The organism is Acidobacteriaceae bacterium (assembly GCA_035944135.1).
Lineage (GTDB): Bacteria > Acidobacteriota > Terriglobia > Terriglobales > Acidobacteriaceae > Granulicella.
In genome coordinates, this window is the sequence record DASZBM010000010.1 from 225,229 (window position 1) to 240,334 (window position 15,106).

The window sequence follows — 15,106 nt, forward strand, 5'->3', positions numbered from 1 at the left end:
CTACTACTCGCCTCACCGCATCTCCGCGGTCCACGCCCCACCCGGCTTGCACTCCCCGCCGGACGTCCCATTCGTTACGTGCCCGTCCACCAGTTTTCCCGTGCGATAGCATCCACCCTCACTCGGCACGATCAACACCGTGGCGTCTTCCGCCACCAGGATTTTCACCTCGTGCCCTGATCGATCCTCGAAGACCGCAACGCCCGGCTCGCCGATGCCCGGCACCAGCTTGTACTTTGCCTTTCCGCCGTCGGCATAGTGCACTGTCCATTCGCTGCCCGCGCGCGACGTCTGCGTTGCACTTGTATTCAACTCGGGCGTCTGTCCCAACGCCACGCCGCACATCGCCAGCGCAGCCCATGCACATCTGCCGGCCCATCTCCCGGTACTGCGCATCACGTTCGGCACTCGCAGCCCTCCGGCCAAACCCTCTGCACTCTTAGACTCCCAATTGCTCTTCTTTGTACCACTCCCGGCGGCCCTCCGCGCGCCAGAAAACCTGTCGTGACAAGCTGCGTCGTACTCCGTTACATCTGCCGGAAATACTTGCCACACCGTGACAATCGTATGACACCCTCGCGCACCCGCCTCACTACGCTCACATTCAGCCGGATCGTATCCGCGCTGCGCCTCTGCCCGACCAGAGCGCCCCAGTGAGGCACCATGAGCCGCATCACTATCTTTCTGCTCGCCGCCCTCTGCGTCCTGCTCGGCCCGCTGCCCTCCGCGCACGCACAGGCTTATGTCGTCACCAATCTCGTCTCTGACGGCTCCGTCACCGCCACCACCATGGATCCGGGCTTCCTCAATCCGTGGGGGATCTCCGTCAGCGGCACCTGGTGGATCAGCACTGCCAACACCGGCTACAGCTATGTCGTCCCCGCTACTACAGATGCCATCGCCTTTAAGGTCGTCATCCCGGCTGCTTCAGGAACCGGCACAGGTGCGCCCGCCGGCTCCGCCACCACCGCCGGAGCGACCGGCATGGTTCTCTCCAACGGCACCAAAGCGTCCTTCCTCTTCTCCACGCTCGACGGCGCCGTCTACGGCTGGAACTCCAAGCTCGGCACCAGCGGCGCCGTCACTCTCTCAGCCATCAACAGCTCTTCCGCCGCCGCCTCCTATCCCGGCCTCGCCATCCTCAATCCCAACGCCACCAGCAGCTACATCCTCCTTCCCAACTTCGGCGCCGGCAACAAAGTCGAGGTCTACGACAGCACCTTCAAACCCACCACTCTCTCCGGCTCCTTCACCGATCCCAACCTTCCCTCCGGCTACTCTCCATGGTCGATTCAAATCCTCAATAACCAGGTCTGGGTCGCGTACGCACTCCGCGGCTCCTCCGCGCCCTACGCGCCCACCCTCGGCGCCGGCAACGGGATCGTCGACGTCTTCGACACCAGCGGCAACTTCGTCGCCCGCGCCGTCACCGGAGGCAATCTCAACGCGCCCTGGGGCATCGCCTTCGCGCCCGCCACAGGCTTCGGCATCTTCTCCGGCGACCTTCTCATCGGCAACTTCGGCGACGGTCACATCAACGTCTACGACCCCAAAAACAGCTACGCGTACCTCGGCCAGCTCGTCGACTCCACCGGCAAGCCACTCGTCTACGCCTCACTCTGGAGCCTCCTCACCGGCGGCACGCCCATCCTCAACAGCACTTCCGTCAGCGGAGGCAGCCTCACCTCGGTCTACCTCACCGCCGGCCTCGCCAACCAGCAGCACGGCCTCCTCGCCGCCATCAACAGCTCCACCGTCTCCGGAGCCTCACCAACCTTCGCCTTCAGCTCCTCCGCCTCCTCCGCCACCGTCACCGACGGCAACACCGCCACCTTCACGCTCGCCGCTGTCCCGGTTAACGGCTATAGCGGCACCATGACCTTCACCTGCAGCGGCCTTCCGGTGAACAGCGTCTGCATCTTCTCGCCCTACACCCTGAGCGTCGCGTCAAATGCCCCCGCAAGCACCACGCTTAGCATCACCACCATGGGCTCCAAGGCCAGCATGGGATTTATCCACTATCACCATGGCATGCCTCCCTTCGCCTTAGCCTCGATCGTTCCGTTGTCGCTGCTTCCGCTGGCAATGTTCGTTCGCCGCCGTCGCAGCTCCTCGCGAGCTCTGCGGCTCTTCGGCCCACTCGCCATTCTGGTCCTCGGTTATGCTGCGACCGTTCTCGTCCTCGGCTGCGGCAACAGCGCATCGCCAGCCACAACACCGCCCTCCACGCCCACCGGCAACTCAATCGTCACTGTCACCGCGACACCCTCGGGCGGCGCACCCCAGCAAACCTCCATCGCCTTGACCGTTCAGTAGATCGCACGAACTCTCCATTACGGGTGCCGGTGAAGGGTGCCCACAAAACTCGAGCACAACTCCTGTTCGGCCTCTGACCCAATAGAATCAAGATTTTGCGCATTGAGGTCCAAGGCTAAGTGCAATCGTTTGAAGATTTTGCACAAAAATGACGGGGAGGGGGCCTACCGCCGCCTCTTCTTCGAAGTGGACTTCTCGCGCGTCGGCTTCCGCGGCCCGCTCCCCGCCACCGGCTCCGTCCCCGGAAGCAGCGCAAACTGCAGCCGCATCTGCTGACGATCGACCCGGTCCAGGATCACCTCGACCCGCTCGCCCACCCTGAAGCAGTGCCCCGTCCGCGCCCCGCAGATCGTCCTGTCCGTTTCCCGAAACGTATAGTAGTCCCCCGCCAGCGACGCGATCGGCACCAGCCCCTCGATGAACAGCTCATCGAGCTCCACAAAAAATCCATACTTTGTAACCGAGAGGATGATGGCCTTGAAGTCATCGCCGACCTTGTCAGCCATGAACCGCATCTTCTTCCACTCCATCAGCTCCCGCTCCGCGTCCGCCGCCCTGCGCTCCGCCTGCGAGCTCTCCACCGCAATATCACTTAATTCCTGTGCCCCAATCGGCCCATCACTTTCGCTTGCCTTGCCCGATCTCTGATCTCTGTTCTCTGATCTCTCCAACTTCCATGGCTGGGGATCATCACTCCTGATCGCTCCTCCGCGCGGATCGGCGCCGTTGCGCAGCATTGCACGCAGCAGCCGATGCACGATCAGATCCGGATAGCGCCGAATCGGCGAGGTGAAGTGCGTGTAGCAGGGACTCGCCAGCGCGAAGTGCCCCTCGTTCTGCTCCGCGTATCTCGCCTGCTTCAGCGATCGCAGCATCAGGTACGCGAGGATCCGCTCCTCAGGATGCCCACTGATCCGCCGCACCAGCCGCTGATACATCTGCGGAGTCACCGGAATGCTCTCGGGAATCTCATGTTTCTGCACATCGCGCGCGCCTCGCCCGCGCGCCGAAGACCGTAGAGACGCCCTGCGGTCCGCCTTCATCGTCATGCGTTTCACCGGCAGTGAGCCTATGCCCAGCGTCTGCCCGAAGCTCGCCGCGGTCTCTTCGAACTCGACGATCCGTTTCGGGTCTGGCATCTCGTGGATGCGATAGATGGAGGCAATGCCCTGATCGCGCAGCCACGTCGCCACACACTCGTTCGCGCTAAGCATGAACTCTTCTATGAGTCTGTGCGCCCAGCCGCGCTCCGAACGCACAATCGCCTTCATGTTTCCGTCGGGATCGAACTCCACGACTGGCTCGGGAAGGTCGAAGTCGATGGAGCCACGCCGCTGCCGCTTCGCATTCAGGCGCAGCGCGAGTTCCAGCATCGCGTCGAACGCGTCAGGCATCTCCGGTTGCCCGGCTGCAACGCGCTCGCGCTCGGCGAAGTCCTCCGCGCTCGGTTCGGGCGTGACATTCGATCTCTGATCTCTGTTCTCTGATCTCCGCGGAGAGGCATTCAGGCAGTGCTGCACGCTTGTATAGGTGCAACGGCGAGCGCTGCGGATGATGCCTTCACACACGCGATACGCGACGATTTCGCCGCGCGGATCAATCTCCATCACGCAGCTCTGCACCAGCCGATCTTCGTTGGGCAGCAGCGAGCACATGCCGCTCGAGAGCGCATGCGGAAGCATCGGAACCGCTCGATCAGGAAAGTAGACGCTCGTTCCGCGCACGCGTGCCTCTGTATCAATCGCCGTCGCGGGCTGGACGTACCAGCTCACATCGGCGATATGTACCTGCAGCTCGGTGTTGCCGTTCGCCAGCGGCCGCACCAGCACAGCGTCGTCGAAGTCGCGCGCCGTCTCGCCGTCGATGGTGACGACCGGCAATCCACGGAAGTCCTCGCGACGAGCAAGCTCATCCTCCTCGAGGCTCGCGACCGTCTCCTTCGAGCGCTCGTGCGCCTCCGCGATCACCTTTGTGGGAAAGGTGTGAGGCAGATGGTGCTTGCGGATGACAATCTCCACGTCGACCCCGAACGCGTCCGGTGGACCGAGCACCTCGATGATGCGTCCCCGCGCCGGACGTCCTTGCGCAGGGAACTGCGTCAGCTCGACATCGACGGCGAGACCTTCGAGCGGCCAGCGAGGATCTTTAGGTTCCCACTGCGCGCGCTGGGCCCGAGCCTCTTCGCCGAGCATGCGGTGTTCGGAGTTGATAGCGGCGGCGACTTCCTCGGCCCCTTCCGGAATCTCGATCCAGCCGGCGACACGCTCGTCGAACGGCCGCACGAAGTTGCCGCGCGGTTCATTCAGCCCGAAGTCGCGTGTATCGCGCGTGCTGCGTCTTCGCACCTGATTGCGGGCGTAGTGGAAGATTCCGACGACCGTCGGATTGCGGCGCGTCAGCACGCGCATGATGCGGCCGGAGCGTCGTCCGTCGCGCCCCGGCGGTGCCTCATCCACCAGGACCAGGTCACCCTGCATGGCCCCGCTGATCTCGTTGGGCGGGATGAATAGGTCTTCGCCTTGCTCGGGACGGACGAAACCAAACCCGTCCCGATGCAGGTCGAGCCGGCCGCTCACCAGGCGTTCACGGCCGGAACGTGGAGCGGCCCCTTCCGCGCCTTTATCGGTTGAGGTGGTAGCCCTTGCCGGCCGCACGGCCTCCGGAACGGCCCAGGACTCACCGTCCACCCGCGCGAGGTCCCCGCGGGCCACCAGCCGGGTCAACTGTTCCAAAAGGAGACGCCGTTCGCGGCCTCCGCCTAAGCCAAGCTCCCGAATGAGCTGCTTGTAGCCGGCTCGGCCGTTGGCGGAACGGCGCACACGCGCAATCAGTTCCCGGTCCGTCCGGCTGTAGGGGCCTGCACTCATCTCGTCGAGAATAACCGGCTTTCCGGGTGTGGCGTATGGCTTTGGCGGGACGCTTCCGGAGCACTCAAAAAGCGACTTCGGTGCTAAGTTACCTTAGTAACAATTACTAAGTAATACATGGGTATCAAGCTCAATCCAATGGACTTAGGACAACCATGACGCTAAGGTTGTAGACGTCTGGCCAAGCCAGAAACTTTCTCACCAGATTCGATGCACCCAGGAGACCCCATGAAGACCAATTTCGTTCGCGCCATCGTTATGTCCCTCACTTTCGCCGGCCTCGTGGCTCCCTCGATGACGTCTGCGAAGACCCCTGCTCCGGCCAAGACCGTTGCGAGCAGCTTCACTGGTCAGCCCGTTCCCCTGTGCCTGCCGGGCAGCGGCGATTATTGCGGCATGCAGTAATCACTCTTAAGACGTACACGGAAGTGCTTGTTGGAATCACCCTCGCGGGGTAGCATATCCCTCGCGAGGGAGTTCTGTTCTATGAGCAACGTCCTGTGGCTGCGGGATCTGAATATCGCCGACGGCATCATCTATTTTGGCGTTCTAGGGATCTTGTTGTATGGGCGCCAGTGGCGCAAATTCGCGCCATTAATGGGACTTCTTGCTGTAAGAGCCATCTCGGCATCGATTCTGGTTCCGCTGCTCTTCTTCCGGAAGGCCATCGGGTTAAGCATTCCTACGGCGTACGACATCTACTTCTACACCGCCTGGATCTCCGCGCTGGCCGAAGCGCTGCTCATTATTGGCATCATCTATCACGTCTACAACGAAGCGATGAGACCGATGCAGGGATTGCAGCGCATCGGACGGATCATCTTCCGCTGGGTGGCTGTGGTTTCTATCGCCCTCTCGATTGCCATTGCCGCCGGACCGCATGCCTCCAGTGCTGGCGGTTGGGCCGGAAGCATCGCGGCGGCCGCTGGCCAGATACAGCAGGGCGTTTCGGTCCTCACCCTCTGCCTTCTTTTGTTCGTCTGCCTCGCAATCCGGCCGCTTGGGCTCACGTTCCGCAGCCGGATCTTTGGAACCGCCCTCGGGTTGGGCGTGACGACGACAGCCTTTCTCATTCAGGCCGCCTGGTTCGCTACCGTCGGGGCTCATTCGATGTATTCACCGGTTTACATCGTCGGCACGCTCGGTACATTAATTTCAGGTTGTGTGTGGGGAGCGTACTTCGCAATGCCTGAGCCGGAGCGGAAACTGATTCTGCTGCCGACGACCTCACCGTTCTTCACCTGGAATCGCATCTCAGAGGCGCTGGGCGATGAGCCCGGCTATGTGGCCGTTGCCGGATTCAAGCCGCAGATGCTTGCGGCGGCTGAGCTGAAGGTTCTCAGTTCGGCAAGCCATAAGCAGGAGCGGCTCCCCGCAAGCGCGCATCCAGCAAATGAAGCTCGCCCGGCTGCGGCGCTGCAGCATCCTCTCGCTGTCTCTCAGTAAACTGGGCCGATGGAGCCTGTAACGCACGTCTTGACCGGCGCGTGTCTCGCACGGGCCGGGTTCAACCGGCGTGCGGCTTACGCTACCTTTGCGATGGCCGGTGCCGCCGAGCTTCCGGACATCGACTCGATTTGGGGATTTCGCGGTCCCGTCGAAGCTCTCCAGCATCATCGTGGGATCACACATACATTTCTTGGCGTGCCGTTTGAGGCAGCTTTCGTTGTGCTCGTCTGCTATGGGATTCATCGCTGGCGGGCGGCGCGGTACGCCAAACGCCCGAAGCCCGTGGCGCAGGGCGATCATATTCCGATTGAGCGCCCACTTACGGTGGCGCCGGTGCGATGGGGAGCGCTGTATGGCTTTTCAGTGATTGCGCTGCTGAGCCATCTGCTGCTGGATTACACGAATAACTATGGGCTGAGGCCGTTTTATCCCTTCAATCCGCACTGGTATGCCGCTTCAATTGTGTTCATCTTCGATCCGCTGATCTTTGCGCTGCTGTTGATGGGGCTGGTTGTTCCGCCGATCTTCCGGCTCGTCAGCTCGGAGGTGAGCGCGCGGCGGCAGCCGTTCACGGGAACAGGCTGGCCGATCGCGGCGTTGCTGCTGATCGTGCTGTTGTGGGGAGTGCGGTGGATGCAGCATGACCGGGCGACGCAGCTCGCGATGGCGCAAAGCATGGAAGCGCCGACGCCGCAGAGCGCGGATCAGACGACAGATCAGAGTGGGCCGACGGATGCTGCGAGCCAGCAGAGTGCGCCGAAGATGCCGACGTATCTCGCGGCGCAGCGCGTGCTGGCGAGCCCCGACCCGTTGAGTGTGTTTCGCTGGTATACGGTGACGGACTTCGGGCCGATGTATCAGCTGGAGCGGGCCGACACGCGGGAGCAGGAGATCGCCGCGACGGAGGGAACGTATGACAAGCCCGATCCCACGGCGGCGTTGATTGCAGCGGAGGGAAGTAAGCTCGGGCGCGTGTATCTGGACTGGTCGCCGATGCCGATCGTGTCGATGGAAAGCTCGCGGGCGGCGGTGGAGCAGGCGATGGCAGATGCAGACCAGACTTCGCCGGTGCCCGGGACGGTGGTGACGTTCCGCGATCCTCGGTTCATGGGTGTGTTGCCGTGGCAATCGCGCGGGAGCTCGAGTGCGCTGACGGGCGTTGTGGTGCTGGACCAGCAGAATCGAGTGGTGTTCGAGAGCCTGAGCGGGCATGCGGAGCCGGCCAGGTAGCCGCGCGGCGAAAGCTGAGGCTAGTCGAGGGCGTTGCGGACGAGGCTGCGGACGCGCTCGGCAACAACACCGTAGATGAGATGAGTGACGGCTTCGCTGGATTGTTCGCGCTCGCTCTGCTCCTCGGCGGGCGCGCTGAGGGCCATGGCGGGGAGCACGCCTTCATGCGTGAGAGCCATCAGCGTCAGCCCGAAGTTGGCGCCTTCCTTGTTGGTGACCGCGGGGTAGAACTCGGCGAGCGCGCCGTAGAAAGCGCCGGCGGCCGCGCCGAAGCCCCAGTGGATGCTCTCGCTGGCAACGAGCCTCGATGTGTCGTCGAGCTCATGGCCTGCGATGCGCTCGCTGAGCAGCTCCGGCGGCTCGGGTTCACCATGGATGCGCGGAGGGTAGAACTTTTCCGCGAGTGTCTTTGCTGCAGTGGCTGCGACTCCTGCGATCAGGCCCGCCACAAGACCCTTCCAAAGGGATGGTGCACCATTGCTTGACGTGCTGCTCAACCGAGCCTCCGGATTGCAAGGTTCAATGAAGTAAGGTTTACCGGATTTGCTGCACAAGGGAGAACTATGCAGCGCGTTTGAGGACGAAGGGAGCGGCACTGACTTCGTCCTCATCGTCTTCCTCGTCCTCCTCCTCATCGTCGTCGTCGAACTCGTCTTCGTCTTCCTCGTCGTCTTCGTCTTCGTCTTCGTCTTCGAGGTCTACGTCAACGTCGTCCTCGTCATCATCTTCGTCGTCTTCTTCGAACTCGTCTTCGTCCTCGTCTTCGAGTTCATCGTCGGACTCCTCCTCGTCGTCAGTGTCGCGCATGACGGCGAGGTTTTCGCTAGAGGCGTTCGCGGATGGATTGCTGTCGGCGAACTTCGGATCATCTTCGAAGTCGGCGGTGGCATCATCGTGCACCAGGTTGCGAAGGTCTCGGGCGCTGTCGGTTGCGGGCATAGGATTCTTGTCAGGCATGGGGAAGGGCTCTCCTTGGGCGGCAGCTTGCCTGCCCGTTGGATGCAGGTTGGCCGAAAGAGGAAACGCTCAATTTTTTTGCTCGGTAAACGGCCGGAGCTGTGCTTCGGAAGGAGGCGGGGTCAGCAGGCTGACGAGGCCGAGGCAGATGAGCGAAACAATCAACGCGGGAAGAATCGCGTCACGAGCGGCGAGCCACGCGGGAAGGTGCTGGTTGATGAAGGGCTTGTCCCAGAGGACCGTGACAACGGTGCCGGCAGCGATGCTGGCGACGGCGGCAGAAGCTGTCGCTCTACGCCAAAAGAATGCCGCGAGGATTACCGGAGTCAGCGCGGCGGAGTAGATGGTGTAGGCGTAAAGCGATTGCTTAAGTACCGAGGTTGTGCCGAGCGACTGGTAGAGCGCCCATGCGCCGAGCGCGACCACGATGACGCGGGAGACGATGAGGATCTCGGCATTCGAGGCGGACGGGCGCACGTAGCGGACGTAGACGTCGTTGATGAGATTCGTGGACGGCGAGAAGAGATAGTTGTTCGCGGTGGAGACCACCTTGGCGAAGATGGCGCCGACCAGCAGAGCGCCAAGCAGCATGAGCGGTTTTGATCCCGCGAAGGCGTGTGTCGCGGTGAAGGCGAGGATCTCGCGCGGGCGATGGCTGACCTCGCCGCTGCGGTAGAGTGCGGAGCCCACGACTGCCAGGGCCACGATGACGGACTCCAGAATAACGGTGCCGACGACCCAGCCTAAAGTCGCGCGCGTGGCGTCCTTCTCGGACTTCGCGGAGAAAAACTTCTGGTACATGGCCTGGTTGCCGAGCATGAGAAGGCAGGTGGGGAGGAAGATCTCGAGTGCGGACTGGACCTGTTGCGTCGAGCCGTCAGGGAGCGTCTGGATGTAGCTGTTGAACGGGTGAATGTCGCCGAAGAACTGGAAGTGAGTGCTGGGAAGGATGGAGCGGATGTTGCTCCAGCCGCCGGCGAGGTGCACGAGCACGGGAAGCGCGGCGATCATGGTGAAGGTCGCGAGCAGGCCGATGAAGACGTCCATGTAGGCGACCGAGCCCATGCCGGCGATCATCGTGAAAAGAATAACGAAACCGGCGAGGATGTACTGGCCCTGCACGGCGGAGATGGTCGGGAAGATGAGGTGCAGGATGTCTCCGCCGCCGATGAATTGGTAGCTGGTGATCGCGGTGTAGGCGAAGAGCACAGCGATGACGCCAAGCACGCGCGCGGTCTGGTTGTAGCGCGCTTCGAGGAGGTCCGGGATGGTGAACTGCGCAAATTTGCGGGCGCGCGGGGCGATGAAGTAGATGAGCGCAAGCCCGGCCCACCCGCCGGCCGACTGCCAGAGTGCGGCGAAGCCGTGCTTGTAGGCGTTTTCTGCTCCGCCGAGCAGCGAACCCGAGCCGATCCAACTGGACAGCAGCGTGAAGACGAGGACGAAGGCCGGAAGGGAGCGGCCGGCGACGAGGTAGTCAGCCTTGGTCTTTACCTTGCCGAGCCGAGCGACCGACACGCTGAGCAACGCCAGGACGATCAGGCCAAGAACAATCGCGTAGAGATTCATCGTGTATGGGGCATTCTAGTGGACGCACAGCTCGCGCCGGAGCTGATTCTCAGCACCGGACGCAAACTGGTTCTAGTGCGCGGCCTCGATCTTGACCCACTCGTCGGTCGTTTCCCAGCGGACGTGCAGTTCGGTGGAGTTGTGTGTGGTGTGCTCGAAGCTGATGCTCATGTCCTCCTGCGGCGAGGGCAGCTTACTGGAGTGCATCGGAACGCGGCCTAGGTCCTGGTCTTCGTGGTACTCAGTGCCCCACTGGCCGGTCTGCTTATTGATGATGAGGTGCCAACCGCTCTCAGCCGGAAGCGTGTAGAGCGTGTACTTGCCGGCGGGGACGTTGAGGTCGCCGATCTTGATGTCGCCATCGGTGACGAAGCTGGTGGCGGGGTTCGCGCCGGTGCGCCAGACCTTGCCGTACGGCACGAGCTCGCCCATGATCTTGCGGCCACGCATGCGGGGCGAGTTGTAGTGGATGGAGATGGCCTTGCCATCGAGTGTGACCTCGGCCTGCGCGGCCGGGCTGGGCAGCGGCTTCTCGGCCTGCGCAGATCTCGGGGCGGCATTCGCCTCTGAAATGGAGCCGGGCTCTCCTTGTGCAGAGACGGGCGTGGTGTGGACGAACATGGCGCTGCCCGCGGCCAGCAGTGCCACGAGCGGGATAGCTGCGAGTGCGTAACGAACGGAGGTCTTCATGGCCCACCATGCTACCCTAGATGGGTGGGTTGCGGCTTTCGCCGCGTCATTCTCAAGCGCCCGTAGCTCAGCTGGATAGAGCAACAGCCTCCGAAGCTGTAGGTCAGACGTTCGAATCGTCTCGGGCGCACCATTCCTTTCTTTCCCTGACGATCTACGCTCTTGCAAACGCGCACGTGCCACGGATTCCTGTGGTCGTCATTCTTCCTTTTTCATGGATCACAGTGTTGTGACGTTGATCGCGACGCGTCAGCGTGTTTGATCCCGTGAGGCCTATTGCGTCAACTATTCTGGAAACGCTCTGAAAATTTGGATTGAGAGTTGCAGAAAAACAGATGATCAGATTGTTTGCCTTGATTGCAGTCTTAGGGGTCTTTACGACTGCGGCGAATGCGGCGGATTTCATGCAGCAACGGGAAGCCAAGACTCCGTACTATTCGCTGGCTCTTACGCCTGACGGCTCGACGATTGAATCATTGTCGGTTGATTCACTGGGCAAGGGAGAATTTCGTCCCAACGTGCTATTCCCGCCCGGAACGAGACCTGTGGCAAAGACGTTCCCGCAGGATCCGAGCGCGGGCGCTCCGGATTCAGGCTGGCGATTCAAGTTCTCGCCGCAATCCTTCGAAATGGTGAGCACCTTTCGCCGGGGCATTCCCGGGCAAGGCATTGTCTTGCACTTCAATCCTGAGGTGACGCACGCCACGCTGCTGACGACGGTTGAGGAAGGGCAGGCCCGGTTGCCGGCCGTGCTGCACCTTCCTGAGGAAGGCTCGTTGCGCATCGAAGTGGCCAGCCGCGAGCCGGTGCTGCTCGGCTACGACGGGCACCGCCGCAAGCCAGGCTATGTTGAGGTATTTTTTCCTGGCGCAACCCTGACTAACCCACGGGTCGCTTACAAGTTCACGGTCGTCGCCATCTACCCGCATCTGCGCGGGATCGAGTCCGATGCGCGCTTCGATGGTTTCCGCCGCAACTGGCTCAACATCTTCCAGATGCAGGCGGAAGACGGCATGCTGGCAAATAACACGGCCAGCGATCCGTGCTCCTTTGTGTGGCATATGTACACGGAAGTAGCGAAGTACACTCCACCGCTGGCCAACGGCCTCACCGCCATGGATCTCGTGCGCGTGTCGCTCGACCGTTTGATGCATGGCGCGCTCGCGGCCGGAATGCCTTATTACCGCAGCTTTGACGGCAGCGGATTCGGTGTCAACGACCGGGACACGATCAGCGCCGACACGTACCCCTCACTGCTCATCGCGGCTGGCGAATACGTCTCTGCGACTCATGACACGCAGTGGCTGCGGAAGAACTACCCGGCTATTCGCGGCTGGGCCGATGCCATGCTCGCCACCGACACCAATGGTGACGGCCTGGTGAAGTACAGCGCGTCCGGCAACTCGGGTACCTGGATTCCCCGGGCCGATGGCGGAACGGTCCTTCGCCCGTCGAACTGGTGGGACACAATCGGTTTCGGTTACGAAGATGCCTACTCCAATGCACTCGCCTACCGCGCGCTGCAGGATATGTCCACAATGGCATCCACGATGAAACAGGACGGGGATGCTGCACGATACAGAAGCAGAGCCGCGAAGCTGAAGAGCGCGTATCTGCCCGCGTTCTTCGATCCGAAGACAGGCGTGATTGCGGGATGGCGAAGCCAGGATGGCAAGCTTCACGACTACTACTTCCCATGGGTGAGCGGAGCCGCCGTGGTCTACGGCCTGGTGCCAAAGAAAGAAGGGAATGCGATCTTCGACCACCTTCTGGCCAAGATGCAGGAGGTGGGCTATACAAATTTCGAGCATGGGATACCGGGAAACCTGATTCCGATCAGCAAGGACGATTACGTCGGGCGTCCCACCTTTCAGGTTTACGAGGACGGCAGCGCAACGGCTGCCTTTGCCTACTATTCGATCGCCGCTCTCTACAAGCTGGGACGCATCGAGGATGGCGACCACATCCTGTTCCCGATGCTGAAAACCTATAAGAGCGGCGGGTTTGAAGGCCGTGGCCCGAACGGCAAGACGTACGACTGGCAGGCATGGGATGGCACTCCCAGCGGCTATGAGGGCTTTCTTGCAGATTGCTTTATGACCCTGGCAGCCGTTGTGGAACGGCCCAATGCTGTGCCGTCGTTGACATCGCGTCCTTGAGGGTGGGGTCGCCTTTGGGGGGGCCTGTAACTCAAGTCCAGGCGTCGACCGTGACGAAGCGGCTGCCGCTTGCTGAGCGTTCGGTGATGAGTTGGTCGGTGGCGTGGACGGTCGCGGAGCGGTCGGCGCCCATGCGCTGGTCGTAACCGTCGTGGAGCAGGATGTTCGCTCCGCTGCGGCGTTGCTCAGTTGTTTTGAGGCCGCGTTGCAGCTTGTGCAGGACGCCCTCCGTGCCGATGGGTGCCCAATCGTGGCCCATCACATTCCACTGGACAAGGGTGAGGCCGAGCTCGCGCGCGATGCGCATCACGGCCGGGCGGCGGGCTCCGTGTGGCGGCCGAAGGTAACGGACGGGTGTACCGAGTGCATCTTCGAGCGCCTGGTTGCAGCCGCGCAGCTCTTCACGGATGACGCGCTCCGACTGCCAGGCGAGCCACGGGTGGGTCATGGTGTGGTTGCCGACGAGGTGGCCGGCGGCATGGACGGCGCGGGCGATCTCGGGGCGCTGGTGGACGAAGCGGCCGATCATGAAGAAGGTGGCGCGGACGTGGTGGCGTGCCAGCACGTCAAGGAGCTCGAGCGTGGCGGCATCATTGGGGCCGTCGTCATAGGTGAGGGCGATCTCGGCGGGGTCGCGGCCGGCGATGACAGTGCGGCCGAACAGCTGCGACTGCGGGTGAAGCGCGGCGTACGCGAGCGTTCCGCCGACCGCGATGGCCGAGGCGGTGGCGGCCGTGAGGACGATCCCGGTGGCGTGAGGCATTCCTGTTCAGGATAGGTTTGGCGGCGGAGTGGAGCAACCCGCGATGTGTCGTGTTGGGGTTAAGTCCTGCTATAGATGCAACATGGCTGGCCTGTTGCCCGTCTCAAGACACAGGCGCGGCGCAGTCCATGCCGAGGAGAGCTGTGCGTGATGCGAAAGATGACATTCCGGCTCCCCGTGACGTTTGCCGCTGTGCTGTGTGTGGCCGGGATGGCCGTAGCGCAGAAGACGCAAGAGGAGCCTGCGACGGATTCGGCCGCGCAGGCCAGCCCGCTCAAGCCGCCACCGGCGGCGCCGGTCGTTGATGCGGCGGCGCTGGCGAGTCCGGTTCGCATGGGCAATGGGCATGGTGAGTCGATTCCGCCGCATGCAGCGATTGACGTGAAGCTGTCACGTGCCATCGACTCGGGCAGGCTGAAGAATGGCGAGACAGTGCAGGCGACGCTATCGCAGCCAGTGACGCTGAGCCCGAGAGGGACGCTATCGGCGGGAACGCCGGTCGAGCTCACGGTTGTCGAGACGCTGCCGGCGGGACGGCTGTATGCGGCGGGCGAGTTTTCCCTGCAGGCGGAGCGCGTGGGATCGCTTAGCGTGTACACCGATACGCTGACCTATCGCGGCAAGCCCGGGCATAAGGATCTTCCGGACAGCGCGCCCGCGGTGGGGACGGATGCTGGTCTCGCGGCGGGCGCGGAGCTGACGTTCCATGTGCTGCCGCCGCCGGCGCCAGCGAATGGACCTCCGAACGCAAAGAATGGGGGGCCGGGATCGGTGAATGGGGTTGCCAGTGGAGCGGCGCCGCCGCCGGGGTCGTCCAATCAGCCGAACGCGAACACCGGGAAGACAAAGGGAGCGCGGGCGAAGCAGATCACGCCGGCGGCGAATACGCCGGAACCGGCCCAGAATCAGGGCAAGAGCAGTCCTGCGCCGAACCAGCCTGCAGCGCCGAGTGGGACCAGCTCGACGGAGACGACGCAGCCTCACCCGTAGCAATTTGCCGGGGAGATGGGGATACCCCCTCCCCTCCCCGCTTTTTGCGCAAAATATTCAAGACATTGGACTTAGGGGTGGACCAAAGACTGCAAAGAGTGTGTTTCCGTGCAAAA

At 62.5% G+C, this 15,106-nt stretch carries 13 protein-coding genes and 1 tRNA gene; 7 read left to right on the forward strand and 7 right to left on the reverse strand.

Annotated elements, in window-relative coordinates; genetic code table 11:
- Window positions 1-12: 12 nt before the first annotated feature.
- Complete coding sequence (locus VGU25_15420; protein ID HEV2578594.1) at window positions 13-408, reverse strand: hypothetical protein; 396 nt, start codon at window positions 406-408, stop codon at window positions 13-15.
- A 255-nt stretch (window positions 409-663) separates the two neighbouring features.
- On the opposite strand from VGU25_15420, the gene VGU25_15425 reads away from it, so the two are divergent.
- Window positions 664-2,316, forward strand: coding sequence for a TIGR03118 family protein (locus VGU25_15425; GenBank protein ID HEV2578595.1), 1,653 nt, complete (start codon window positions 664-666; stop codon window positions 2,314-2,316).
- Between the two features lie 164 nt (window positions 2,317-2,480).
- Here VGU25_15425 and VGU25_15430 read toward each other — a convergent pair whose 3' ends face one another.
- Window positions 2,481-5,183, reverse strand: a complete 2,703-nt coding sequence (locus tag VGU25_15430) for an RNB domain-containing ribonuclease (GenBank protein ID HEV2578596.1) — start codon at window positions 5,181-5,183, stop codon at window positions 2,481-2,483.
- A gap of 228 nt (window positions 5,184-5,411) precedes the next feature.
- Between VGU25_15430 and VGU25_15435 the strand changes: the two genes are divergently transcribed.
- From VGU25_15435 to VGU25_15445, 3 genes are all read left to right on the forward strand, one after another.
- On the forward strand, window positions 5,412-5,588 hold the full coding sequence (locus VGU25_15435) for a hypothetical protein (protein ID HEV2578597.1): 177 nt from the start codon (window positions 5,412-5,414) through the stop codon (window positions 5,586-5,588).
- A gap of 81 nt (window positions 5,589-5,669) precedes the next feature.
- Window positions 5,670-6,629 (forward strand): hypothetical protein, encoded by a 960-nt coding sequence (locus tag VGU25_15440; protein ID HEV2578598.1) that lies wholly within the window; start codon window positions 5,670-5,672, stop codon window positions 6,627-6,629.
- 9 nt (window positions 6,630-6,638) lie between these two features.
- Window positions 6,639-7,862, forward strand: a complete 1,224-nt coding sequence (locus tag VGU25_15445) for a metal-dependent hydrolase (protein ID HEV2578599.1) — start codon at window positions 6,639-6,641, stop codon at window positions 7,860-7,862.
- Between the two features lie 20 nt (window positions 7,863-7,882).
- Here the strand turns inward: VGU25_15445 and VGU25_15450 are convergent, their stop codons facing one another.
- From VGU25_15450 to VGU25_15465, 4 genes are all read right to left on the reverse strand, one after another.
- On the reverse strand, window positions 7,883-8,359 hold the full coding sequence (locus VGU25_15450) for a DUF1440 domain-containing protein (protein HEV2578600.1): 477 nt from the start codon (window positions 8,357-8,359) through the stop codon (window positions 7,883-7,885).
- Between the two features lie 64 nt (window positions 8,360-8,423).
- Entirely contained in the window at window positions 8,424-8,819 is a 396-nt protein-coding gene (locus tag VGU25_15455; protein ID HEV2578601.1) for a hypothetical protein, read from the reverse strand.
- A 69-nt stretch (window positions 8,820-8,888) separates the two neighbouring features.
- On the reverse strand, window positions 8,889-10,388 hold the full coding sequence (locus tag VGU25_15460) for a sodium:solute symporter family protein (GenBank protein ID HEV2578602.1): 1,500 nt from the start codon (window positions 10,386-10,388) through the stop codon (window positions 8,889-8,891).
- Window positions 10,389-10,460: 72 nt separating this feature from the next.
- Entirely contained in the window at window positions 10,461-11,078 is a 618-nt protein-coding gene (locus VGU25_15465; protein ID HEV2578603.1) for a DUF2911 domain-containing protein, read from the reverse strand.
- A 56-nt stretch (window positions 11,079-11,134) separates the two neighbouring features.
- Between VGU25_15465 and VGU25_15470 the strand changes: the two genes are divergently transcribed.
- Both VGU25_15470 and VGU25_15475 read left to right on the forward strand, forming a co-directional pair.
- Window positions 11,135-11,211 (forward strand) — tRNA-Arg (locus VGU25_15470).
- Between the two features lie 202 nt (window positions 11,212-11,413).
- Entirely contained in the window at window positions 11,414-13,237 is a 1,824-nt protein-coding gene (locus VGU25_15475; protein HEV2578604.1) for a hypothetical protein, read from the forward strand.
- A gap of 31 nt (window positions 13,238-13,268) precedes the next feature.
- On the opposite strand, the gene VGU25_15480 is transcribed toward VGU25_15475, so the two are convergent.
- A complete protein-coding gene (locus VGU25_15480) occupies window positions 13,269-14,000 on the reverse strand; it encodes a polysaccharide deacetylase family protein (protein ID HEV2578605.1) in 732 nt (243 codons plus the stop codon).
- Between the two features lie 150 nt (window positions 14,001-14,150).
- Between VGU25_15480 and VGU25_15485 the strand changes: the two genes are divergently transcribed.
- Window positions 14,151-14,990: a hypothetical protein gene (locus VGU25_15485; GenBank protein HEV2578606.1), complete on the forward strand. Its 840-nt coding sequence runs from the start codon at window positions 14,151-14,153 to the stop codon at window positions 14,988-14,990.
- Window positions 14,991-15,106: the final 116 nt, after the last annotated feature.

Coding starts and splice junctions, on each gene's coding strand:
- VGU25_15425 (HEV2578595.1), top strand. CDS start 664: ATGAGCCGCATCACTATCTTTCTGCTCGCCGCCCTCTGCGTCCTGCTC.
- VGU25_15430 (HEV2578596.1), bottom strand. CDS start 5,183: ATGAGTGCAGGCCCCTACAGCCGGACGGACCGGGAACTGATTGCGCGT.
- VGU25_15435 (HEV2578597.1), top strand. CDS start 5,412: ATGAAGACCAATTTCGTTCGCGCCATCGTTATGTCCCTCACTTTCGCC.
- VGU25_15440 (HEV2578598.1), top strand. CDS start 5,670: ATGAGCAACGTCCTGTGGCTGCGGGATCTGAATATCGCCGACGGCATC.
- VGU25_15445 (HEV2578599.1), top strand. CDS start 6,639: ATGGAGCCTGTAACGCACGTCTTGACCGGCGCGTGTCTCGCACGGGCC.
- VGU25_15455 (HEV2578601.1), bottom strand. CDS start 8,819: ATGCCTGACAAGAATCCTATGCCCGCAACCGACAGCGCCCGAGACCTT.
- VGU25_15460 (HEV2578602.1), bottom strand. CDS start 10,388: ATGAATCTCTACGCGATTGTTCTTGGCCTGATCGTCCTGGCGTTGCTC.
- VGU25_15465 (HEV2578603.1), bottom strand. CDS start 11,078: ATGAAGACCTCCGTTCGTTACGCACTCGCAGCTATCCCGCTCGTGGCA.
- VGU25_15475 (HEV2578604.1), top strand. CDS start 11,414: ATGATCAGATTGTTTGCCTTGATTGCAGTCTTAGGGGTCTTTACGACT.
- VGU25_15480 (HEV2578605.1), bottom strand. CDS start 14,000: ATGCCTCACGCCACCGGGATCGTCCTCACGGCCGCCACCGCCTCGGCC.
- VGU25_15485 (HEV2578606.1), top strand. CDS start 14,151: ATGCGAAAGATGACATTCCGGCTCCCCGTGACGTTTGCCGCTGTGCTG.